The 20,018-nt window shown below is 52.8% G+C and carries 15 protein-coding genes; 4 read left to right on the forward strand and 11 right to left on the reverse strand.

Features of this window, described 5'->3' with window-relative positions; all coding sequences use genetic code 11:
* Window positions 1–381 precede the first annotated feature (381 nt).
* From celB to VIJ98_RS22065, 4 genes are read right to left on the reverse strand one after another with little or no spacing between them, the layout of a single operon-like run.
* Window positions 382–1,734, reverse strand: a complete 1,353-nt coding sequence (gene celB / locus VIJ98_RS22050; protein WP_008106145.1) for a PTS cellobiose transporter subunit IIC — start codon at window positions 1,732–1,734, stop codon at window positions 382–384.
* A 31-nt stretch (window positions 1,735–1,765) separates the two neighbouring features.
* A complete protein-coding gene (locus tag VIJ98_RS22055) occupies window positions 1,766–3,079 on the reverse strand; it encodes a 6-phospho-beta-glucosidase (protein ID WP_323271492.1) in 1,314 nt (437 codons plus the stop codon).
* Window positions 3,072–3,413 carry a PTS lactose/cellobiose transporter subunit IIA gene (locus tag VIJ98_RS22060; protein ID WP_008106141.1) on the reverse strand — a complete coding sequence of 114 codons (342 nt, stop codon included), beginning with the start codon at window positions 3,411–3,413 and terminating at the stop codon, window positions 3,072–3,074. The genes VIJ98_RS22055 and VIJ98_RS22060 overlap by 8 nt, the downstream gene beginning before the upstream one ends.
* Window positions 3,414–3,472: 59 nt before the next feature.
* Window positions 3,473–3,781: a PTS sugar transporter subunit IIB gene (locus VIJ98_RS22065; RefSeq protein WP_179453067.1), complete on the reverse strand. Its 309-nt coding sequence runs from the start codon at window positions 3,779–3,781 to the stop codon at window positions 3,473–3,475.
* A gap of 289 nt (window positions 3,782–4,070) precedes the next feature.
* Here VIJ98_RS22065 and VIJ98_RS22070 point away from each other — a divergent pair, with 289 nt between their 5' ends.
* A complete protein-coding gene (locus VIJ98_RS22070; RefSeq protein ID WP_323271493.1) occupies window positions 4,071–5,009 on the forward strand; it encodes a MurR/RpiR family transcriptional regulator in 939 nt (312 codons plus the stop codon).
* An 8-nt stretch (window positions 5,010–5,017) separates the two neighbouring features.
* On the opposite strand, the gene VIJ98_RS22075 is transcribed toward VIJ98_RS22070, so the two are convergent.
* On the reverse strand, window positions 5,018–5,713 hold the full coding sequence (locus VIJ98_RS22075) for a response regulator transcription factor (protein WP_323271494.1): 696 nt from the start codon (window positions 5,711–5,713) through the stop codon (window positions 5,018–5,020).
* Between the two features lie 321 nt (window positions 5,714–6,034).
* Between VIJ98_RS22075 and VIJ98_RS22080 the strand changes: the two genes are divergently transcribed.
* Both VIJ98_RS22080 and VIJ98_RS22085 read left to right on the forward strand, forming a co-directional pair.
* Window positions 6,035–8,854 (forward strand): response regulator, encoded by a 2,820-nt coding sequence (locus VIJ98_RS22080; protein ID WP_323271495.1) that lies wholly within the window; start codon window positions 6,035–6,037, stop codon window positions 8,852–8,854.
* Window positions 8,848–9,462, forward strand: a complete 615-nt coding sequence (locus tag VIJ98_RS22085; RefSeq protein ID WP_323271496.1) for a response regulator transcription factor — start codon at window positions 8,848–8,850, stop codon at window positions 9,460–9,462. The genes VIJ98_RS22080 and VIJ98_RS22085 overlap by 7 nt, the downstream gene beginning before the upstream one ends.
* A gap of 4 nt (window positions 9,463–9,466) precedes the next feature.
* Here the strand turns inward: VIJ98_RS22085 and VIJ98_RS22090 are convergent, their stop codons facing one another.
* On the reverse strand, window positions 9,467–13,084 hold the full coding sequence (locus VIJ98_RS22090) for a transporter substrate-binding domain-containing protein (protein ID WP_323271497.1): 3,618 nt from the start codon (window positions 13,082–13,084) through the stop codon (window positions 9,467–9,469).
* An 8-nt stretch (window positions 13,085–13,092) separates the two neighbouring features.
* Window positions 13,093–13,722, reverse strand: a complete 630-nt coding sequence (locus tag VIJ98_RS22095) for a response regulator transcription factor (protein WP_323271498.1) — start codon at window positions 13,720–13,722, stop codon at window positions 13,093–13,095.
* Window positions 13,723–14,224: 502 nt separating this feature from the next.
* Between VIJ98_RS22095 and VIJ98_RS22100 the strand changes: the two genes are divergently transcribed.
* Entirely contained in the window at window positions 14,225–15,358 is a 1,134-nt protein-coding gene (locus tag VIJ98_RS22100; RefSeq protein ID WP_323271499.1) for a fimbrial protein, read from the forward strand.
* 164 nt (window positions 15,359–15,522) lie between these two features.
* On the opposite strand, the gene VIJ98_RS22105 is transcribed toward VIJ98_RS22100, so the two are convergent.
* The 4 genes from VIJ98_RS22105 to VIJ98_RS22120 form a co-directional block, all read right to left on the reverse strand.
* Window positions 15,523–15,816 (reverse strand): hypothetical protein, encoded by a 294-nt coding sequence (locus VIJ98_RS22105; protein ID WP_323271500.1) that lies wholly within the window; start codon window positions 15,814–15,816, stop codon window positions 15,523–15,525.
* A 113-nt stretch (window positions 15,817–15,929) separates the two neighbouring features.
* Window positions 15,930–18,473 (reverse strand): fimbria/pilus outer membrane usher protein, encoded by a 2,544-nt coding sequence (locus VIJ98_RS22110; RefSeq protein WP_323271501.1) that lies wholly within the window; start codon window positions 18,471–18,473, stop codon window positions 15,930–15,932.
* A gap of 62 nt (window positions 18,474–18,535) precedes the next feature.
* Complete coding sequence (locus VIJ98_RS22115) at window positions 18,536–19,240, reverse strand: fimbria/pilus periplasmic chaperone (protein WP_323271502.1); 705 nt, start codon at window positions 19,238–19,240, stop codon at window positions 18,536–18,538.
* 48 nt (window positions 19,241–19,288) lie between these two features.
* Window positions 19,289–19,846, reverse strand: a complete 558-nt coding sequence (locus VIJ98_RS22120; protein ID WP_407330313.1) for a fimbrial protein — start codon at window positions 19,844–19,846, stop codon at window positions 19,289–19,291.
* Window positions 19,847–20,018: the final 172 nt, after the last annotated feature.

Here is a 20,018-nt window from a genome sequence, read left to right on the forward strand (position 1 = left end):
TCTAAAAAGAGAGACCACTAAAGATCTAACTAAATTGATTAAGTTTGATGAACGGGGAATAGTGTTAATTTTTGAGAATATATCTATCAAGAGAGCCTGCTGAGATTAATGTTTGAAAGCGCGGTTTTAAGTGGGGACAGTTGTCTCATCTCCGCTTGGCGACAAAAGTATACAAAGCCGTAATCCGTGTACAGAATTTTCTTGTGATAAAAACGCTTTTAATTTAAAGAGTTGAAATAACATTAGCGATAACAGTCAGTTGAGTGATAGTTAGAGCTCAAAGAAAATTGTAAATTAGTCCTGCCCGGTGACTAATGTGCAATTATGGATACGGGGTTTCAAGATGCAGAAGCGCAAATTTATGCGCTTCTGCCTATGTCATCAAGGTGTTACCGCTTCCCCGCTCACCACTTTTGCTTGCTGCAGGCTGGCCTCTTCTTCACGGAATTTCAGTCGATCCCAGACGCGGAAGAACGGATAGTAAATCACCAAAGAAATCGTCAGATTTACCACCTGCAATACGGTGCCAGAAATGTGCCCGCCGGTTGCCAGATACCCGCTAACGAAAATGGGTGTGGTAAATGGCAGCGCAATGCCTGCCGGAGGCGCAACTAATCCGGTACTCATCGCCGCCCACGACACAATCACCAACACCACCGGCGTCAGGATGAAAGGCAGGAACAGATACGGGTTCATCACCAGCGGTATGCCGAACACCAATGGCTCGCTGATGTTGAATAGCGCCGCCGGAGCGGCAATTTTACCGAGCTGTTTCATCTGACGACTGCGTGAACGGATCAGCATAAAGATCACCAATCCCAGCAGCGCGCCAGTGCCGCCCGGCGCAATCCACAAATCGTAAAACTGCTGAGTAAAGATGTGCGGAATTGGTTGGTTGTGCTGGAATGCCTCGAGGTTTTCACTCATGTTCGACAGCCAAACCGGCTGAATAAACACCAGCACAATCGCATCGCCGTGCAGCCCAAGCGTCCAGAGAATGCCAATCAGCAGCACTGAGAAAATCATGCCGGGCAGCGTGCCGCCGACGTGATGCATTGGCAATCCAATCACAGTAGCAATCAGGTTATTGATATCGCCGAACGGTGAAGCTTCTACTGCCAGACGAAGCATCAACACCACCGCCAGCACGCAGAAACCGGGTACCAGCGCGAGGAAGGATTTCGCCACCGCTGGCGGCACGCCTTCTGGCATCTTGATCACCAGATTACGGTTGTGTACAAAGCGATAAATCTCAGTGGAAAGCAGTGCAATTACGATAGCCACGAACAAGCCCTGGCTGCCAATCAGCGAAATCGGCAACACGCCAGTGACCAACTGCGTCGGCGCGCCTTCCACCGGGGCAAACAGCGTCTGTTGTGGAATGGTCATCACAAATGCCACTAACGCCATCGCACCGCTGGTGAGCGGATCGAGCGTGCGATACTTCTCCGCCAAACGGTAGGCGATGCCGAAGCTGGAGATCAGCGCCATGATGTCGTAGGTGGCGCGCACCGGATAAAGCAGTTTGTTGCGCCACGTGTCGCCAAACAGATCCGCCATCAAATGGCCCCACGCCGGAATCGGCAGATAGGCAAAGATCAGGAAGAAGCTGCCAATCAGCATAAACGGCATGTTGAGAATGATGCCGTCACGCACGGAGAGCACATGCTTCTGACCGGCGATTTTCAGTGCGACGGGCAAGACATAACGGTCTATAAAAGTACGATTAGACATAAGTGTTCCTCTGGCTCGGTGGCGCAACGGATTATGGCGTGGCGAACTGCGGCAGCCACGGCTTATTTAGGGTCAGCACTTCTTCCAGCAACGCTTCGGCGGTTGCGACATCACCGACTAATGGATTGCCGAGCAGCGCCAGCAGCGCTTGCTCACGATCACCATGCACGGCGGCTTCGATGGTTAGGCGTTCAAACGCTTTGATCTGCTGCGTCAGGCCATTCATCAGCGGCGGCAACTCGCCAAATACCAGCGGATGCGCGCCTTGCGCATCAACCAGGCAGTTCACTTCCACCACCGCATCATCCGGCAGGCCATGAATCGCGCCGTTGTTGCGACAGTTCACCACCAGATTTTTGCCGCTGTTATTGTGAATCGCGCTGATCAGTTCAACCGCCACTTCGGAGTAATACGCGCCGCCACGGAAGCTCAGTTGCTCAGGTTTGTGCGCCAGATGTGGATCGGCATACAGCTCGAATAGCTCGGCTTCCACTTTCATTACCTGCTCGGCGCGCGTGCCTTTGTTACCGTTTTGCGCTTTCTCCTGCTCTTCAGCCAGCATCTGCGGCGTTTGCCAGTAATAGCGATGATACGGGCATGGAATCGCCTTGAGCGCGCGCAGGAACTGCGGCGACCACGGCATATCTTTGATGTTATTCATGGTGAGCGATTGACCGTCGCACAGTTGTTCAATCACCTGCGAAGTGACATCCTCGCCGCGACAGGTCACTTGATGCACCCACACCAGATGATTGAGCCCGGCGAAGCGAAGTTGCACCTCATCCCAGGGCGCGTCGAGCATACCGGCAATCATGTGGTGCATATTTACCGGCACATTACACAGGCCGATAATTTTCGCCTTGCTGTAGCGCGACACCGCTTCCGTCACAATCCCCGCCGGATTGGTGAAGTTGATGATAAAGGCATCTGGCGCCAACTCTTCCACTTTGCGCGCCACGTTAAGCATCACCGGAATGGTGCGCAGCGCTTTGGCAAAACCGCCCACACCGGTGGTTTCCTGGCCGAGCCGTCCATATTTCAGTCCGAGGCGCTCATCTGCGGCACGCGCGGCGAGCTGACCCACACGCAGCTGCGTCAGCACAAATCGGGCCCCGCGAATCGCTTCATCGAGTTCAAAATGCACGCTGACCTTCACCTGCTCCAGCCCGTTTTGTTGCAGCATGCGGCGAGTGAGATCGGCGATGACATGCACCTTTTCACGTCCCTGCTCGACATCCACCAGCGCCAGTTCCGTCACCGGCAGCTGCGCATAGCGATTGATGATCCCTTCTACCAACTCCGGTGAGTAGCTGCTGCCACCACCAATAATCGCCATCTTAAGCATTCGTGCCTCCTGCCGCAGTGCGGCGGTAAAGTTCAATGATTTCGCCTGCCAGATCCTGAATCAGCATGGCGTTCATCAGATGGTCCTGTGCATGGACCAAAATCAGCGTGACCGGCAACTTGCCGCTGCCTTCGTCCAGACCAATCAGCGCGGTTTGCTGCTGGTGCGCCGCGCTAATGCTTTCGCTCGCCGCCGCTAACTGCTGCTGCGCCTCGCTGAAGCGCCCTTCTCGTGCCAGCCGCAGCGCGCTAATTGCCGCGCTACGGGCTGCGCCGGCTTGCACCAGCAGCAGCATAATTTCCTCTTCAAACTCGATAGCCACGATTTCAGACATGCAAAATCCCCCACAGCACAAAGCCGTGTAATGTCAGTCGGATGGGTTAAAACGGACGGTTAGGAGGTGTGTAACGCCAGCGCTTTATCGAGCACCTGCTCGCCACGCATCATGCCGTAGTCCATCATGTCGATGACGGCAACAGATTTGCCCTGTGGCGCGGCGATCGCGGTAAGACGGGCAGCTTCGAACTGCACCTGCGGGCCAAGCAGAACGACATCGGCATCCGGCAGAATACGTTCGAATTCCGCCACCGGCACGGCTTTGATGTCGATTTCCAGACCGCGACCTAAAGCGGCGTGCTGCATTTTGCTCACCAGCATGCTGGTTGACATGCCTGCAGCACAGCAAAGTACGATGCGCATAATTTCTTCTCCTGTGATTTGTCCCGGCCATTTAAGACCTGTCTCAGAGAAGCTGTAAAGTGGCTGCGGGCAGAGGATTTTCTGATGGTTTGATAATTTACCAATATAAATCATGGAGATATAACAAAACACATCATGAAAATATTTTTCACGAGTGTGATCTTAACCGTAATTTAACAGTCACAATCCCAACAGAAGCCGATAAAACTCGATAATCAGATGAAAAAAAAGCTCAACATGAAAAATAATTTCATGCATGATGGACACTCGCTACTGAGGATGTGATGAGCTGATGGATATTGTCTGGCAATTACGGCAGCAATCGGAGCGCGCGGATGCGCAGGAATCGAGGCTGGCGCGGTTTTTTCTGGCTAAATTAGGTGCGACTGAGCAGGCCACCATGGAAAGTCTCGCCACGCAGGCGGGCGTGAGTCCGGATGTGCTGCGACGCTTTGCCACGTCGGCTGGCTGTCAGGATCTCGATGATTTTCTTCATCAGGTGCGTAAAGCCGGTCAACAGCGGGACGTAGAATTTATTGATGTCATTCGCCAGCGGCAAGCTTCACTAAGCCAGCAGGAGAAACGCGTTGCCGAAGCTATTCTCAGCGACACCGCTTTTGCTGCCTCCGCCACCATCGAACAACTTGCGGGACGTGCCGAAGTTAGCGCCGCCACCATCACCCGCTTTGCCCGTTCGCTGGGTTGCGAAGATATCCGCGATTTACGCATGCGGCTGGCACGCGCGCCACAGCAGCGAACCAGTAACGCGATTGCACCCATTGAGACGATTACTCAGGCATTAACCCAGCAATACGCTCAAGCAGAAACGGCAACCTGGCAACGGGCCGCAGAGATGTTGCGTAAAGCCAGAAGCGTGCTGCTGATTGGCGCGTCGGGGCTTCAGACCGCGCTGGTAGCGGAAGTCCATCAGCGTCTGCAAAGCGCCGGATTGCCCATTGCATGGATTCAGGATGACAACCTGCTGAGCATGACGCTGAGCCGTTTACAGCCGGATGATCTGTTGCTGATTCTCGCGCCGGACAAAGTTAACAGCCACGTGCTCAGCGCAGTGCATCATGCTCATATTCAAAAAACGCCGGTGATTGCGCTTTGTGCGCAGACCTTAGACCTGGCGAATCAGGCCGATATCTGGCTGCCGCTGCCGGAGGCAAAAAACGCACGGCGTTATGGCATTTTGTTTGCGCTGGATCGGCTGGAAGCGGCGCTTTAAGCGTTGGGTTACTTAAACAGATCCCCACGATATTTAAACAGCTCTAAATCCGAGGCGATGCCGAGCTTTTTCATGCCGGTCTGCTTGTGAGCGCTGATGGTTTTGCGGCTGCGATTGAGCTTTGCAGCGATTTCGATCACTTGCATGCCATCAATAAAACAGCGGATCACTTCCGCTTCACGCGCCGTGAGCAGTTTACTCAGCTGCGTCACCCGTGAAACCTCATTCGAATCTTCCTGCTGAATAGGACGATCGCGCTTACGGCCAGGCAATTGGCTTAACTGGCTGGCGATGTCATCCGGCAGCGAGCGCTTGCCAGCAGCGATGTTACGAATTGCCACAAAGTAAGCCGGCGTCTCTTCACGTTTGGTAATGTAGCCCTTAATGCCCAGATGCAGCGCCGCACGGATCACCGCAACACTTTCCATCGACGATGAGAGCAAAATTTTCAGCTGCGGATGATGTGTACGAATGTGCTTGATCAGCGATAAGCCATCCAACTGGTCATTACCCAGAATGTAATCCAGCACCAACACATCGGCGCTGTTCTGCCCCAGCCAGGCCATCAGCGCTTTGCTGGTGCCAAACGTCGCCAGCATGGTGATATCTGGCTCACGCGTGGCAGCGACTTCGAATGAGAAGCGCATCATGGGATGGTCATCCAGCATCACCACCGTAATTTTGTTTGCGTGAAACACTGCCATCTGCCACCTCGGTAACCTGAAACTCATGATGAAAATCTGTTCGTATCAGGCCAGCAATAATTGGCGTGTCTTCAGGCTGTGTAGATACGGTTTGACTCAGCATAGGCATTACCGGGACTTTTCTGAAGCGCCGAATGCTTAGGCGCGCGTAGGAAAATACTTATATTATTTTTCATGCACTTACTGTCATATCTAAGACCTGGCCTGGCTATTTCCATGCAGCATTACGTCAAAATGCAGGGTAGAAAATTTACCGATTATTTGACGATGAAAAACGGACTGCTCCTTTACCTCTTGCTCGCCCTACTGACCTTGGTTTTCATGCCAGGGCTGCCGCATGCGCAAGGACAAGCGCTAACGCTGGCCCCGCGCATTGAAGTCAATCCGCCGCCGGTAACCTTTGCCGCGAATGTACGCGCGTGGCTGCAAACACATCCCGTGGTGCGCGTCGGCGTGTGGGGCGCGTCTCAGCCGCCGGTCAGTTTGGGCATGGAGCGTGGGCAGTTGGCGGGCATAGATGCGGATTATCTGGCGCTGCTTGAATCAACGCTGCAGGTACATTTTAGGCTGGTTCACTATCGCAGCCGTGACGAGGCGATTCGCGCGCTGAACCACAATGAAGTCGGCATGCTGGCGATCTGGACCCCCGATCTCGCGCCGCACACATCGGTGCACGCTTCGCTGCCGTGGCTGAACGATCGTGCGGTGGTCGTCACGCGCGCCGGACAGCAGGCGCCTGTCGGTAAGCTACCGTTGCTGGTGATGGACAGCCAAACGCTGCCGGAGGTCAGTCCTTCGCCTGAAGCATTTGAAGATTACTATCAGGCGATTAATTCCATCGCCTTTGGTCAATCCGCTGCCGCTGGTTTTAGTCACGCTACCGCCAGCTACCTGCAGCGCAATAATCAACTCGATAATCTGTGGCTGCTGCCGCATCCTTCACTCGGTGAATTCCGGCTCACTTTTGGCGTGCCGGCTGACGAACCGCAATTGCTGAGCGCCATCAATAATGTGCTCACTCATTTGCCGCTGGTCAGCCGTTTGCGCATTGCGCAAGGCTGGGGCATGGATCGTGAAGCGGTGCTCGGTCATCCCACATTATCACTCACGTCGCAAGAGTTGGCATGGAGCCAGCAAAATCCCGCCATCACCGTGTTGCTGGATGGTCGGCGCGAACCCATCAGTTTTGTCAGCCAGCAAGGTGAACCCTCCGGCCTGGCGATCGATGTGCTGCGCCACATCAGCGAGCGCTTCGGCTTTCAGTTCAACTATCAAATGGCGGAAGACGATGCGCAGCTAACCGCGCTGTGGGTGAAATATCCGCAGGCAATTATGGCCAGCAGTTTGACGGTGCCAGGTGAACCGGAAGCCGCCGATCCGTCGATGACTCAAAGCGAACCCTGGTTGGTAACGCCAGCGGTGCTGGTGATGCAACGCAACACCATGCAACCCGCCTCGCTGCACGAGTTGGCGGGCGAGAAAATCGCTATTCAGCAAAATAACCCGCTGATTCCGTGGCTGAAAACCTGGTATCCAACGCTGCAATTGGTCATCACCGACACGCTGCAGCAGGCGCTGGTGCTGGTTAATAACGGCGAGGCGCATGGCGCAATTGGATCGCAATTCTCCGTGCAGTATCAGCTGAAGCGCAATCCGTTCCATCGTCTGCATCAGTCACTTTCACTGCCGGTAAAACCGTATAGCGTGGGCTTTGCCGCCCAGCGAGCAGATTCACCCGCGCTTAGCATTCTCAACAAAGCGCTACAGCAAACGCCGCCCGACAGACTGATGAGCATGGCCAGCTCCTGGCGTGACACGCTGCTGGCACCGGATCAGAAATCAGCACGCGAATTTTCCCCCACCTTAGTCGCGATCACCATGTTGCTGGCGCTGCTGCTGTTCCTGTTGGTGGGCTGGTGGATTGGTCGGTTGTGTCAGTCGCTCAAAGCCCTGCGCGAACGCCTCAACAGTAATCAGACATTGATTCGTCAACTGCAGGAAGCCAAAGCAGAGAATGATCGGGTGCTCGAGGCGCGTAATGCCTTTATGAAGAGCATGGGCCATGAAATTCGCACCCCGCTCAACGCCATTACCGGCCTGCTGGAACTGGAGCTGGAGCGGTTACACAGCCAGCATCAGCACAATGAAAATTTGCAAACGGTGTATGAATCCGCCTGTTCGCTGCTCTCCATAACCGGCGATGTGTTTGATATTTTCCGCGCTGAAGCGCGTGATGAACAGAGCCGCATTCGCGTGGTGAATCTGCCTTCGTTACTGCGCAGCACGGTGGCGCTGTTCCAGCAGCAAGCTGAGGAGAAAGGCTTGCGCCTGCATGTCACACTGGATCCCGATGCGCCGCGCGTGGAGTTTGATCCGCTGCTGATTATCCGCATTACCTCCAGCCTGTTACGCAATGCCATTCAGCACACCCAGCATGGCGATATCACGGTGACGTTGTGCTGTGAAGCGCAGAACGCCAATGGCTCTTTACCGCTGGCGATCGCCGTGACCAATCAGAGTGACGGCCTGCTCGCACAGCAGTGGGAAGCGTTACAAGGCGCTGATGATTCGCGTGCCTGGGCGGAAACCGGTTTTAGTCTGGCGGCCTGCCAACGCATGGCGCAGGATGCTGGCGCGCAGCTCTTAGTCGAAAGTGTGTCCGGAGAGAGCAATTGCGTGAGCTTGCACTTCTGCGCAGCACCGGTGAAAGCAACATCTATTGCGCCACGCGCTGCGGAACAATCCAGCCTTAAAGTGCTGATTGTTGACGATTATCCGCCTGCTCGCCTGTTGCTGAGCCAACAGCTGCAAAAAGCAGGCTGCGCGGTGCTGAGTGCGATAGATGGTCAGCAAGGGCTGACGCTTTGGCAGCAACATCAGCATGAGATTGGTTTAGTGATTACCGACTGCACCATGCCGCAGATGGACGGATTTGCTATGAGCCGCGCGATTCGGCAACGAGAGAAAAACCAGCAACTGGCCGCGACACCGATCTACGCCTTAACGGCGATGAGCAGTTTTGATGCCGCTGAAGATTGCCGCAAGGCAGGCATTGATGGCTGCCTGACCAAGCCGATTGCGCCAGCAGAGCTACGTGAAATTCTGGCGAACTGTCTACGCACCGAGGAAACCGCATGTTAAAGCGCGTCATTATTTTTGATCGCCATCCGATTATGGTTGAGGGCATTTCTCAACTGATGAGCGCACGCGGCTATGTGATTGCCTGCGCCACTTCCGATGCGGCGCAGTTGATCCACGCATTGCTGCTGGATGAACCGACCTTGCTGATCATGGATATGGCCGGGCTCAGCGAACATCATCTGAAAAAATTGCACGCTGCGCGCCAATGTTGCGGCCCTTTGCAGCTGCTGATTTATGCCAGCACTGACAGTTGCTGGCATGAGATTAAAAGGCTGAAGTGGCAGGTGCAGGGCTATCTCAGCAAAGGCTTCGGGGTTGAGATGCTCAACTACGTGCTGAGTGAAATTGAGAAAGGTGAAACAGTGATGATGCGCAGTGCCGATATTACGCCGCACCATCCGCAGGATCAGGCGCTAATTGGCTCGTTGACGAACCGTGAAATGCAGATATTGCGTGAATTAGGCGCAGGAAAAAGCAATAAGGTCATTGCCAGTGAACTGCACCTCAGCAGCAAAACGGTGAGCACCTATAAGCGCAGCATCATGCAGAAAATGCACACCGTGAAAGTGAGTGATGTGGTGGATTTCGCCCAGCGCGCTGGCTTTTGACCCTTTACTCCTCTTCGGCAATATCACTCAATACCGCCGCACTCTCTAGCTTAACCTGATAAGCCTCCAACCGCGTGACCAGCTCGCTAAATCGTGGCTGCAATGCTTCGCTCTGCAGCTGTGGATCGCGGCAGGCGATTTCCAGCTGCAAGCAGGCATCGGCCAGCAGATGCTGATGGGCGATACGCACGCTGCCCGCAATACGATGCACAACATCGGCAATTTCAGCACGATGCTGTTCGAGGCTGAGCGTGTCTAACTGCGCCAAATCCTCCGCCAGTGTGGCTACCATCAAATCACGCATAGCCGCTTCCATCTGACGATCAACCTCGCTACTTTCCGGCATTTCAGGAATGGTCACGTCCGCTGGAGAGTGAACCGTGCCGATTGCGCGCAATGCCGCCGCCAGGCTGCTGATCGAGCAGGGTTTAAACAGACAGTTGTTCATGCCAGCTTCCAGGCATCGTTTGATTACCACATGCATCGCATTTGCGGTAAAGCCCATAATCCAAATCGGCTCACGCCCTAAATCTTCCTCCGATTCACGAATAATCTCTGTTAGTTGATAACCATTTAACCCCGGCATGTTGCAGTCGGTGATCACCACATCGTAATTGCCACGCTTCCACATCTGCAGCGCTTCGTGACCATCGGCAGCCAAATCCGCATGCTGGCCCAACCAACTCAACTGTTTCGCCAGCAGCATACGGTTCGCGGCGTTATCGTCCACCACCAGCACCGAACGGAGCGGCAGTTTTTCACCCTCTTCCGCTTGGTCTTCTAGCTCAAGGCCCTGACTTTCCGCCATCGGCAGCATCAAGGTGGCGCGCGCGCAGGTTCCCACGCCTTTTTCACTGCTCAGCGTTAAGGTTCCGCCCATCTTTTCACAGATGGTACGGCTGATATAAAGACCCAATCCAGTCCCCGCGCGGCGGTTATCGGCCTGGCTAAAAGGTTTAAACAGCGCGGCCTGCTGTTTTTCATCAATACCAATGCCGCTGTCCTGCACTTCAATGACCAGATACACGCGGCCCGCAGCGACATCCTTCTGTTGGGATAACGTTAGCGATACGCCGCCCTGATCGGTGAATTTGATTGCGTTGCTTAACAGATTGGACAGCACCTGCTTGATGCGCAGCGGATCCGCAAGCACCTGCTCCAATCCTTCTTCGGGAATGTGCCTGGTCAGGGTGATATTTTTGTCGATCGCCAGCCCCTGAAACACCTTCATCAGGTTATCGATCAGCTTGCCGGGATGCACCGCTTCCGGATGATATTCCAGCTGGCCGCCCTCAATGCGCGAGATGTCGAGGATATCGCCAATCAGGCCCACCAGACTCTCCGCTGAATCGTACGCCACTTCCAACGCCTGCAAATCCTGCTCGCCGCCGCGCCCTTTTTTCAGCGCCATATCCAGCATGCCAATAATGGCGTTCATTGGCGTGCGGATTTCATGGCTCATGGTCGAAAGAAATACCGATTTGGCGCGGCTGGAATCTTCTGCCCGCTCTTTGGCCTCGCGCAGTTCGGCAAACAGCGCTTCACGTTCGGAGATGTCCATCCACCCGGCGATAACACCGACCACGTTGCCATCGCTGTCATTGAACGGCTGAATCCACTGATAAACGGTTACGCCAATCGAAGAGTCCGGGTTGTCCCACAAGTCATAGCGGCGATCTTCGACGATCGGAATGCCGGTTTTCACCACATCAATCAGTTGATTGTGATAAAACGCCGCCTGTTCAGGCGTGCGTAATCCGGGATGTTCGCGCATTGTTTTGCCCAGCGCTTCTTCATAAATCACGCCGGTTTCCACTAAATAGCGCTGGTTGCAGTAGGTCAAACGACCATCTTTATCGCGCAGCGAAACCGGGAACGGCATGCTGGTGACCAACGCCTGAAGTTGCGCCAATTGCACATTCAGTTCGCGGCGCAATTCGGCTTTACGGCGGATGATTTGGCGCTGATACAGCGCCCAGCCAATCACCATCAGCATGATCAGCACGAAGAAGATGATGCTGGCGATCAGCACCGCCTGATAGCGCTGCCAGAAACTGTCGTAAACAATCAGATCGCTGGGCCGCCAGCGGTTAGCCAGCTCCTCAATTTCTACCGGCGGAATACTCAGCAGCACTTTATCGAGAATGCTGCGCAGTTCGGGATCGGCGCGTCCGACGCCAAACGAGACCCACGCGGGTGAACTGCCAATGGCGCTGACCATCTTCAGCTTATTCTGGAAGTGGGTTTTGATCTGATAATCCACCATCACCAGAATATCGACGCCCGCATCCGCCTGGCCCTTTTCCACCTTCGCCATCATTTCTGTGATGTTCTGCACCGGCACAATCTCGATTTCCGGATAACGCGCATGCACCATATTTTCGACGCTGGTGTTAGCGACCATCGCGAGGCGCTTACCGCGCAGATCGGGCAGCGAGTGAATATCGTTGTTGCCCACGCGCGTGGTCAGCGCAAAGGTGCTGCGCAGATAAGGTCGGGTAAACAGGATCTGCTGCTCGCGTTGAGCGCTCGGCGTGAGCGAGGCGAACATATCAAAATCGGCGCTATTAACGCGGTTAACCAGCTCTTGCGAGGTATCAACGGTTTCGAAACTGAAGCGCAAACCGGTTTTTAATGTCACCAGCGTGATGAGGTCGCTGACCATGCCGCGCAATGCGCCACTCTGATCGATGATGGTCATCGGTGCGGCTTTATCCTGGCTGAACATCACCATTTTTATCACCGGATGCGCCACCATCCATTTGCGTTCCGCGTCGGTAAAAGGTGGCGTATTCAGCGATTGATTCATCCCCACCATGTCGGGCTGCCAAATACGTAACAGCTCGTTCTTCTCTTCCTGCGGCACGTTGCTGATTGCGCGATTCACCAGCGCCTGAAGTTGTGTCGCCTGCGCGGGAAGCGCAAAACTGATCATCTTCTGCGGCAGCTGGCTGAAGCGCACCATGCGCAAATTATTCAGAAAATTGCGGCTGAGGGAGAAACTGTTGCCCAGATAGACGCGCGCGGCACCAAAGGAGACGGCGCTCAGCGCATCCTGATAATTGTTGTACATGCGGAAGTTGGCGTGCGGATAAGCATGGCGTAACAGACTTAACGGCAGATAGGTATTCACCACGGCAACATCAATGTTGCTGAGATCGCCGGGCAAAGGAACATTATCGTTGGCGCGCATGCCGAGAACCGGTTGTTCGCTGGCATAAGGATCAGAAAAAAGCAGCGGACTTTCATCCTGCCGCGCGGTGAGCGAAGGCACCAAATCGATCTTGCCACTTTCCAGCGCGTTGAGTGCTTGCTCCAGCGATTCAAATTGCTCGATGCGCAGCGTTAAACCGAGCTGTTTTGCTACCAGTCCCGCATAATCGGCGCTTAATCCTTCATATTCGTCCCGCACGTTAGTCATGCCATAAGGCGGCGACTCGCTCGGGAAAATGCCCATCACTAGCTGCTTCTTGTCATGGAGTAAATGACGCTCCGCCGCCGAAAGCACCAGCGGTTTGAGCCCCTCAAATGAGGCGCGAGTCAGCAAATGGAACTCTTTCGCCTGCGCAGGAATAAGCGCGGCACAGAGCCAAATCAGAAGAAAGCAGCAAAGCTTACGCATAGCACCGGTTATTTGATCAGGTTGTTACGACGGGCAAAATCGATTAAATCGATCAGCGACTGCGCATTGAGCTTCTGTTTCAGGCGATGTTTATAAGTGCTGATGGTTTTTTCACTCAGCAGCAGTTGTTCGCCAATCTGTTTATTGCCCATGCCCTTGCCAATGCTAATTAACACGCTCAATTCACGATCGGAAAGCTGCTCCAACAAGCCGGCGTCATCGTGATCGCTGAAAGCTTGTTCATGCGTTTGATGGGTTGATTGCGGAAAAAAGCTGTAACCGCGCATCACCATTTTGATGGCATCTAACAGCTCGCTCATATCATCGGATTTGGTGACGAAGCCATCTGCGCCAGCTTGTTTACAGCGCTGGGCGAAGTGACTGCTCGACTGCGATGTCAGCACTAAAATTTTTAGCGGCAGATTCAGGGTGCGCAGCCGCTCCAGCACCTGGAAACCATCAATCTTTGGCAGACCAATATCCAGCAGCACCAAATCAGGCAAACATTCCCGTGTTTTTTGAATGGCATCAACACCATTATTGGTTTCGGCCACCACTTCCATCTCATTGCGTTCCAGCAACATTTTTACTGCAAATCGGATAACCGGATGGTCATCAACAATGATTACTTTTTTCATAGAAATGAGATCCTGATAACTACGCTGAGCAGGTTATCAATGTGTTCCCAGGGCGGCTTACACTATCCCGTTTTAACAGAATGGTCTGTAGGAAATTACTTATGCTGCTTATTCCTGACCACCGGCTGACAAGCGGTTTTGCGTCACTCCGATCCTGTTATAACTACTGTAACAATATAACTTAACAGCACATTTTACCCAAATTAAGGACTTTAGAAATTTAGTCTAAACAGGAAGATGAATGTGAGTCATGGCGTGGGTTTTTTCTGATGCGCTCGTTGAAGAACGATGTGTAAGGAAGAGGGCGTGACCTGCGAGTGCGCTGAACAGTATTTTTCAACCAGCATAAAATTTCGCGAATGCTGCTTGTATGAAATGCCTTACAGAATTGCTATTCCACTCTGATGGAGTGCTGGCAGAACAATTATTAAAATTAAACTTACGTTCATTCCCTAACTTTGCCTTTAGCACACTGTACTAAGGGCGTGAATTCGAGTTTGCCATGAAGAAAATTATCGTCGCCATGTTCTTTTTACTGATTAATACAACAAGCCAATTGGCTTGGGCCGATCGTTGTGATTATGATCCTGGTTCAGGCCCGGTCAATTTAACTGTTCCGCTTTCTGTTGCGAATATTTCGGTCGGCGCGGATGTCCCGGTTGGCACGACAGTCCACACACTAAAGGTGGTTGGCAGTGCAGGTAAACAGCCCTGGTTAGTTTGTCGTCCTGAAGGAGCATCTACGGGGTTCAATATTGACCAGTATCTTAGCCTTATTAATACACCAGCTTTAGTTCCGGGCTGGACGGGAAATTATGCAGGTGCAGTATTTCAGACAGGTGTTCCTGGACTCGGTGTTGCTATTGTCAATAATGACGGCACTACCGCCAACCAAGCTATTACTACTTCGGCGGTAAAAAAATGGACGACGCCAGTTGGTAATTCGTCTTATCATTTCTATTATGGTAACTCTTTTACCCTCCATTTTATTAAGACGGGCCCAATGAGTGCGGGAACCATCAATGGTGCACAGCTGCCTACCGTGTTATTAACCACCGGTTCTGTTACACCTGTAACAAATATTCCTGATACGCCCTATCGCCTCAATTTTTCCGGCAGCCTGAATGTGATTGCCGCCAGTTGCACCACACCCGATGTCAACGTCAATATGGGGAAATGGGAAATCAATAACTGGTTTGGTACAGGTAAAGCTAATGCCACTTCCTGGGTTCCATTCGACATTAGATTGACCAACTGCCCAGCATTTCAGGGTAATTATTCCAATCCAGGCGCACCGCCCACGTATAATACTGGCAGTGGATTTGTCGCAGGAGCTTGGGTGACGAACAGCATTAAGATTAGATTCACACCAAGTAATGGTGTCATTGACGCCGCTCAGGGCATTATGAGCTTGGACAACAGTGCTAATTCCGCACAAGGTATAGGCATTCAAATTGCCGATGGCAATGTTTCACCTGCACCGATAAATCTTAATCAAACGGTCGACAAGAATATGGCCAGTAATGCGGTAGGTACGGTTTTATTGCCCTTCTCTGCGCGCTATATCAAAACTGGCAGTACCGTTTCACCTGGCGTTGCAAATGCTAAAGTGATCTTCAATATAAACTATTACTAATCGCTCATTGCTAGACGAACGGGAATAAGGTTAAACACCTTATTCCCGTTTTTTATATCTGAATATGCCATCATCTTAATGCCGGGTGCGCATGAATGCGCACCCGACGAAAATCCAGTAAACCTTAGGGTCGCCATTAATGGCGACCTATTCTAATGCAGCGATCAACGATAATCCGTCGTAATAATCCCTTTCTGCTTTGCATTATCAATCCACACCAGTTTCATACTGCCTTGATGATTAGGCAAAGCCTTGAGTCGATCATCGGAACGAATTAAGGAAATACGCGGCTGAGTCGTTCTGGGACAATCAGCATTAACGTGTTTGTTCTGCAAGGTTATTTGGCACGTATCTTCTTTTAGATAACCCTGAAAATGAAGCGTGCTGCCCGAAGCAGACACATTGGCTGAAAACAAGCTGGCGAGAAAGGCAAACAGGATGGCGTTGCGGAGAGTCATGATGTGGCCTCTTATTAAGAATGACACCTTAATAATCGGCCAGATTGGGCAAAACTAAAATTTTTAGCGATTTTTGAGTGCCTAACGGAGTTACTCCACCAGGCACTTATCGTTTAGCGACCACAAACCGCATTAAAGGATTGCAGTGCAGGTTTGCTGTTTTTTGCTTCAGGCATACGTTTGTAGGGTAACTGACACGATTGATTTGCATCGTTACCCCAGCGCACCGTCAATGTGCCCTGCTCTTGTTCCACCAAGGCGTATGCCTGTCCGGCCTGACCCACAGAACCCACTTGCTTGCCTTTGCTGTCCAGCACATCGGCACCAAACGGTAAAGGTTTGCCTTGCCAGCTCGCGGAAATCAGTATCGGCAGACCGCGATGCGCCTTGTATTTCACTTTCACCACCGCACCCGAATAAGGTGCTACGCGTGAAGAGGTGTTCTCAAGCTCCACGCCTGCGGATGTGCCTTTTGGATCCACTACGATCTCATTCATCTGATAAGGATTGAGATAAGGTACCAGCGCATATCCGCTGTTATCGACATACACGCCCGGATAGGACGACACCCTCGCACCCTGCGCGCCTTTGGCTTCTACCAGTGCGTAGGTATCACCTGTATAAGGGCTTAGTGTCACGCCTCCGCTGTGTGCCACGATGGTACCGTTAAGCCCCACAGAACCGCTCTGGTAGCCTTTACCCGCACTCAAAGAACCGCTGAGGTTGGTTGCACTGGCGCGATATTGCCCGTTGAGTGATCCACTGCTGCCTTCACCTGGCGCAGCGTGACGCGCCGTTGCGCCATAGCTGAACTGGTTATTTTCACCCGTCGTTCCGGCGATCGATGCGAGTTGCCCCCAACGACCGTCATCGTCATGTGAGAGTTCAGTACGTAATAGCGGCGTATGGCGCTGATTATCACTACCCAGCGGCATGCTGAAGCTCAGCAAGTAACTGTTTTGCGGACTGCCGTAGCTGCTGTAGCTACGGTTAACGGAAATGCCCCATGAGACGGAGCCGGTGCGATTGTTATAGCCAAGCTGGAACTGTTTTTCGTTGCCTTCACGATTCCAATAATTCTGCAACGAGCCACTGAGGTAGAAGTTACCCCAAACATCTGGCAGCGTTTGTCCGGCGGTGACCGAGAAACGATTTTTGGCGCGATAAACGGAATCCAGGTTGGCGCCACGCTGCAGCGCATCACGGCTTTGCATCGCTGTCATAAAATCCATAAAGCCGGACGTTGAGAAGCGATACGCAGCGATTGACAGATTACTGCCGCTTTCTGGCACCGCTTTGCTGTAGCTAACGCGGTAACTTTGCCCGGTCATGCTGGCATCTTGCTGCTTATCGGCACTGCGCAGATGCGTACGCGCCTGAGTAATATCAAAAGCAAAAGCACCCAGCGGTGTACCCAATGCCGTTCCGCCTTGCAGCGCGTAATAATCCTGGCTCGCCTGCAAACCCGCGTATCCGGTGACATCATTGGTTAAGCCATATTGCCAGGTGCCCTGATAGAGCGCGACGTCATCACGGATGTAGTCGGCACGCAATTTACCCGCCGTCACGTCATAGCGGGATGTGCCCGGACGTAGCAATTGCGCCACCGCTGCGTAAGGCACGCGGAAACTGCTTTTGCTGCCATCGGCTTCATTTACCGTCACGTCAAGATCGCCGCCGTAACCGGTCGGATAAAGATCGTTAATCAGGAACTCGCCCGGTGACACGGTGGTTTCATAAATCACCTGACCTTGCTGGCTGACCGTCACGCGTGCGTTGGTACGCGCGATACCGCGAATTTCCGGCGCATAGCCGCGCTGAGATTCCGGCAACATGCGCTCGTCACTGGCCAGTTGAACGCCACTAAACGGCAACGTATCGAAAATAATTCCGCTGGTGTTTGATTGCCCGACGACAACGCGTCCACGCAATGGCACGACATCATGCTGCACATAGGTATTAAGCGATTGATAACCGCTGCCGCCTTGCTGTTGCCAGTTGTAGTTGCCGTTGTGACGCAGGTACCAACCGCCGATGTTCAAACCCGCATTAATCCCGCCAAAGAAGGATTTATACACCTGTCCCGCCGAGCGGCTAGTGTAGGCATTGGATGAGTATCCCAACATGAAGGCCGGGATCCCTTCATCCCATAACGCGGGATCAACGTAATCCTGAGGCAGCTTGTTCAGGTAGATTTGCGGAATGGAGATGTCAAGACGCAACTGGTTGCTGTCGTAGCTTACGCTGGCGTCCGGCAATACAGACGTTAAATCGCTGCAATCCTTTTCACTCGTGAGCAGATCCGCAGCCGACGCTGGCAGCGCCGAGGCGTTAAACGGGATCTGTTTCAGCAATGACGAAGGTATGCAGGCGCGCACCTGCTTATCCGCCATCTCGCGGAAGTTGATATCCTTATTCGCTATTAAGTGTTCATTAACATACACCAGCGTGCGATAGGTCCCCGGCGTTGCCGATGCGCCCTGGTTAAAGCGCGCCAGATCGATGGCCCCCCCTTTGCTGACCTGTAAAAAACTGGCGTCAAACTCCGCCTCTTCAGCGGCAAAGGCTTGATCTGCGCCACTCAACAACGCGGCAAACACCGCGCTGGCTATTAAGGTGTAACGCAGTGGCATTGAAGATTCTCTGGTAAAAGTCATAAGCGTGCCTTCCGGCACGTCTTGGCATGCCGGCTATAGGAGATTGAGATTCAAGAGAGAAGTTATTTAATGGCAGCGGTAAAAGGCTGAACGGCACCGAAATCGTTAACGTAGTCGCCGCTGACGTTGGCACCTGCGCTGGCGCTGATTTTGAAAGTCAACGAGGAGAGTGGCGGCACCATTTCACCGTCAATCGTGCGTCCATTCACCTTAACCGTCACTAGCGAGACATTGTAAGGCGTTGGATTGCTGGCTTTCAGCTGGCCATTACTGACCGTCCAACTTAACGATTTCACTGCATCATTCGGATTACCTTTCAAACCTGCCGGACGGTAAAACAGTTTGATACGCGTGCGAAATGCCATCTGTAACGTATTCAGTTCTGTTTTAGCTTTGGTTTTCGCCGGAATCTCCAGCACATTTAGCCATGACACTGATTCTCGATCCCGAGCAAATACGGCTGGATTAGTCATTGAGAGACGCAGTGTTTGGCCCTTACCAGCATCAATCCGATTGACAGGCGGCGTGATGATGTAAGGCGTTTGAATGTTCTCAGGCGTGGCATCCACATCTCCGTTGTCAACCCAGCTTTGGACCAAGACTGGTGAGGTCCCCACATTCTTAAGTTGTACTGAGACCTCTCTGTCATCCTGATGATAGATAACGCGCGTACCGGTAATGACGATGCTGGCTAATGCCTGGCCACTCATCAAGATTGCGCAAAGCAAAGCAAAAAAAGGCAGGGTTTTATTACGGGAGATGTTCATGTTGAAATCCTGAGAAAGAAAGGTGGGATTTCTCCCACCTGACGATGACTACTTATACATAATTGAGTAAACGACGTTGCTTGATACTAAACCCGGGGTGGTGCCTTTTTCGGCGAAATACTCCACCGCATAGGACAGCGTTCCGCTGCCTGAGGCCACGTCGGCGAAGGTGTTTTTTGTGATTTGATTCTGGTTACCCGCCTGAATCACGTTTGAGTTGTCCCCATCCAGTAATTGCAGGCTAACGTTGGTTGCACCACCGTTAGGGGCCGTGACCATGTTTTTCAGACGACCGGTTACGGTGTCAACCGTTGCACCCGCTTCGAAGAAGGCTGATGCCGTTTTCAACGTGCCACTACAGTTATTCAGCGCCATGTTGAAGCCAGTACGACCCGCAACATCAGACGCGTTAGCCAGCTTGACTGTTGATACCGTTGGCAGCACGACCGTGGCATCTGCCCCCTGGCCGGCAACGATAACGTTACAGGTACTGGCAGTCAGCTCACCATTGAAGGTGATGGTACCGTCTGATGCCTGAGACGATGCGCTCATTACCAGCAGAGCCAAAGCAGAAGCAGCGAAAATAGATTGAGTAGTTTTGCTCACTAGAAAGATTCCCTGAATATCGTTTTTACGTGGAGGCTAATCGCTCCGGCCCTCAGACTGATGCTCCTTAAGAAGACCTGGTGTTGCTTAAGGGAAGGTGTCCGTCTGATGGAGTAAAGATTACGGTTTGCAGGGAATGTCAGATATCGGAGCGCAGGCCTACATTTGTCAA

The sequence above is a fragment of the Pantoea sp. S18 genome, assembly GCF_045689705.1.
Classification (GTDB): domain Bacteria; phylum Pseudomonadota; class Gammaproteobacteria; order Enterobacterales; family Enterobacteriaceae; genus Pantoea; species Pantoea symbiotica.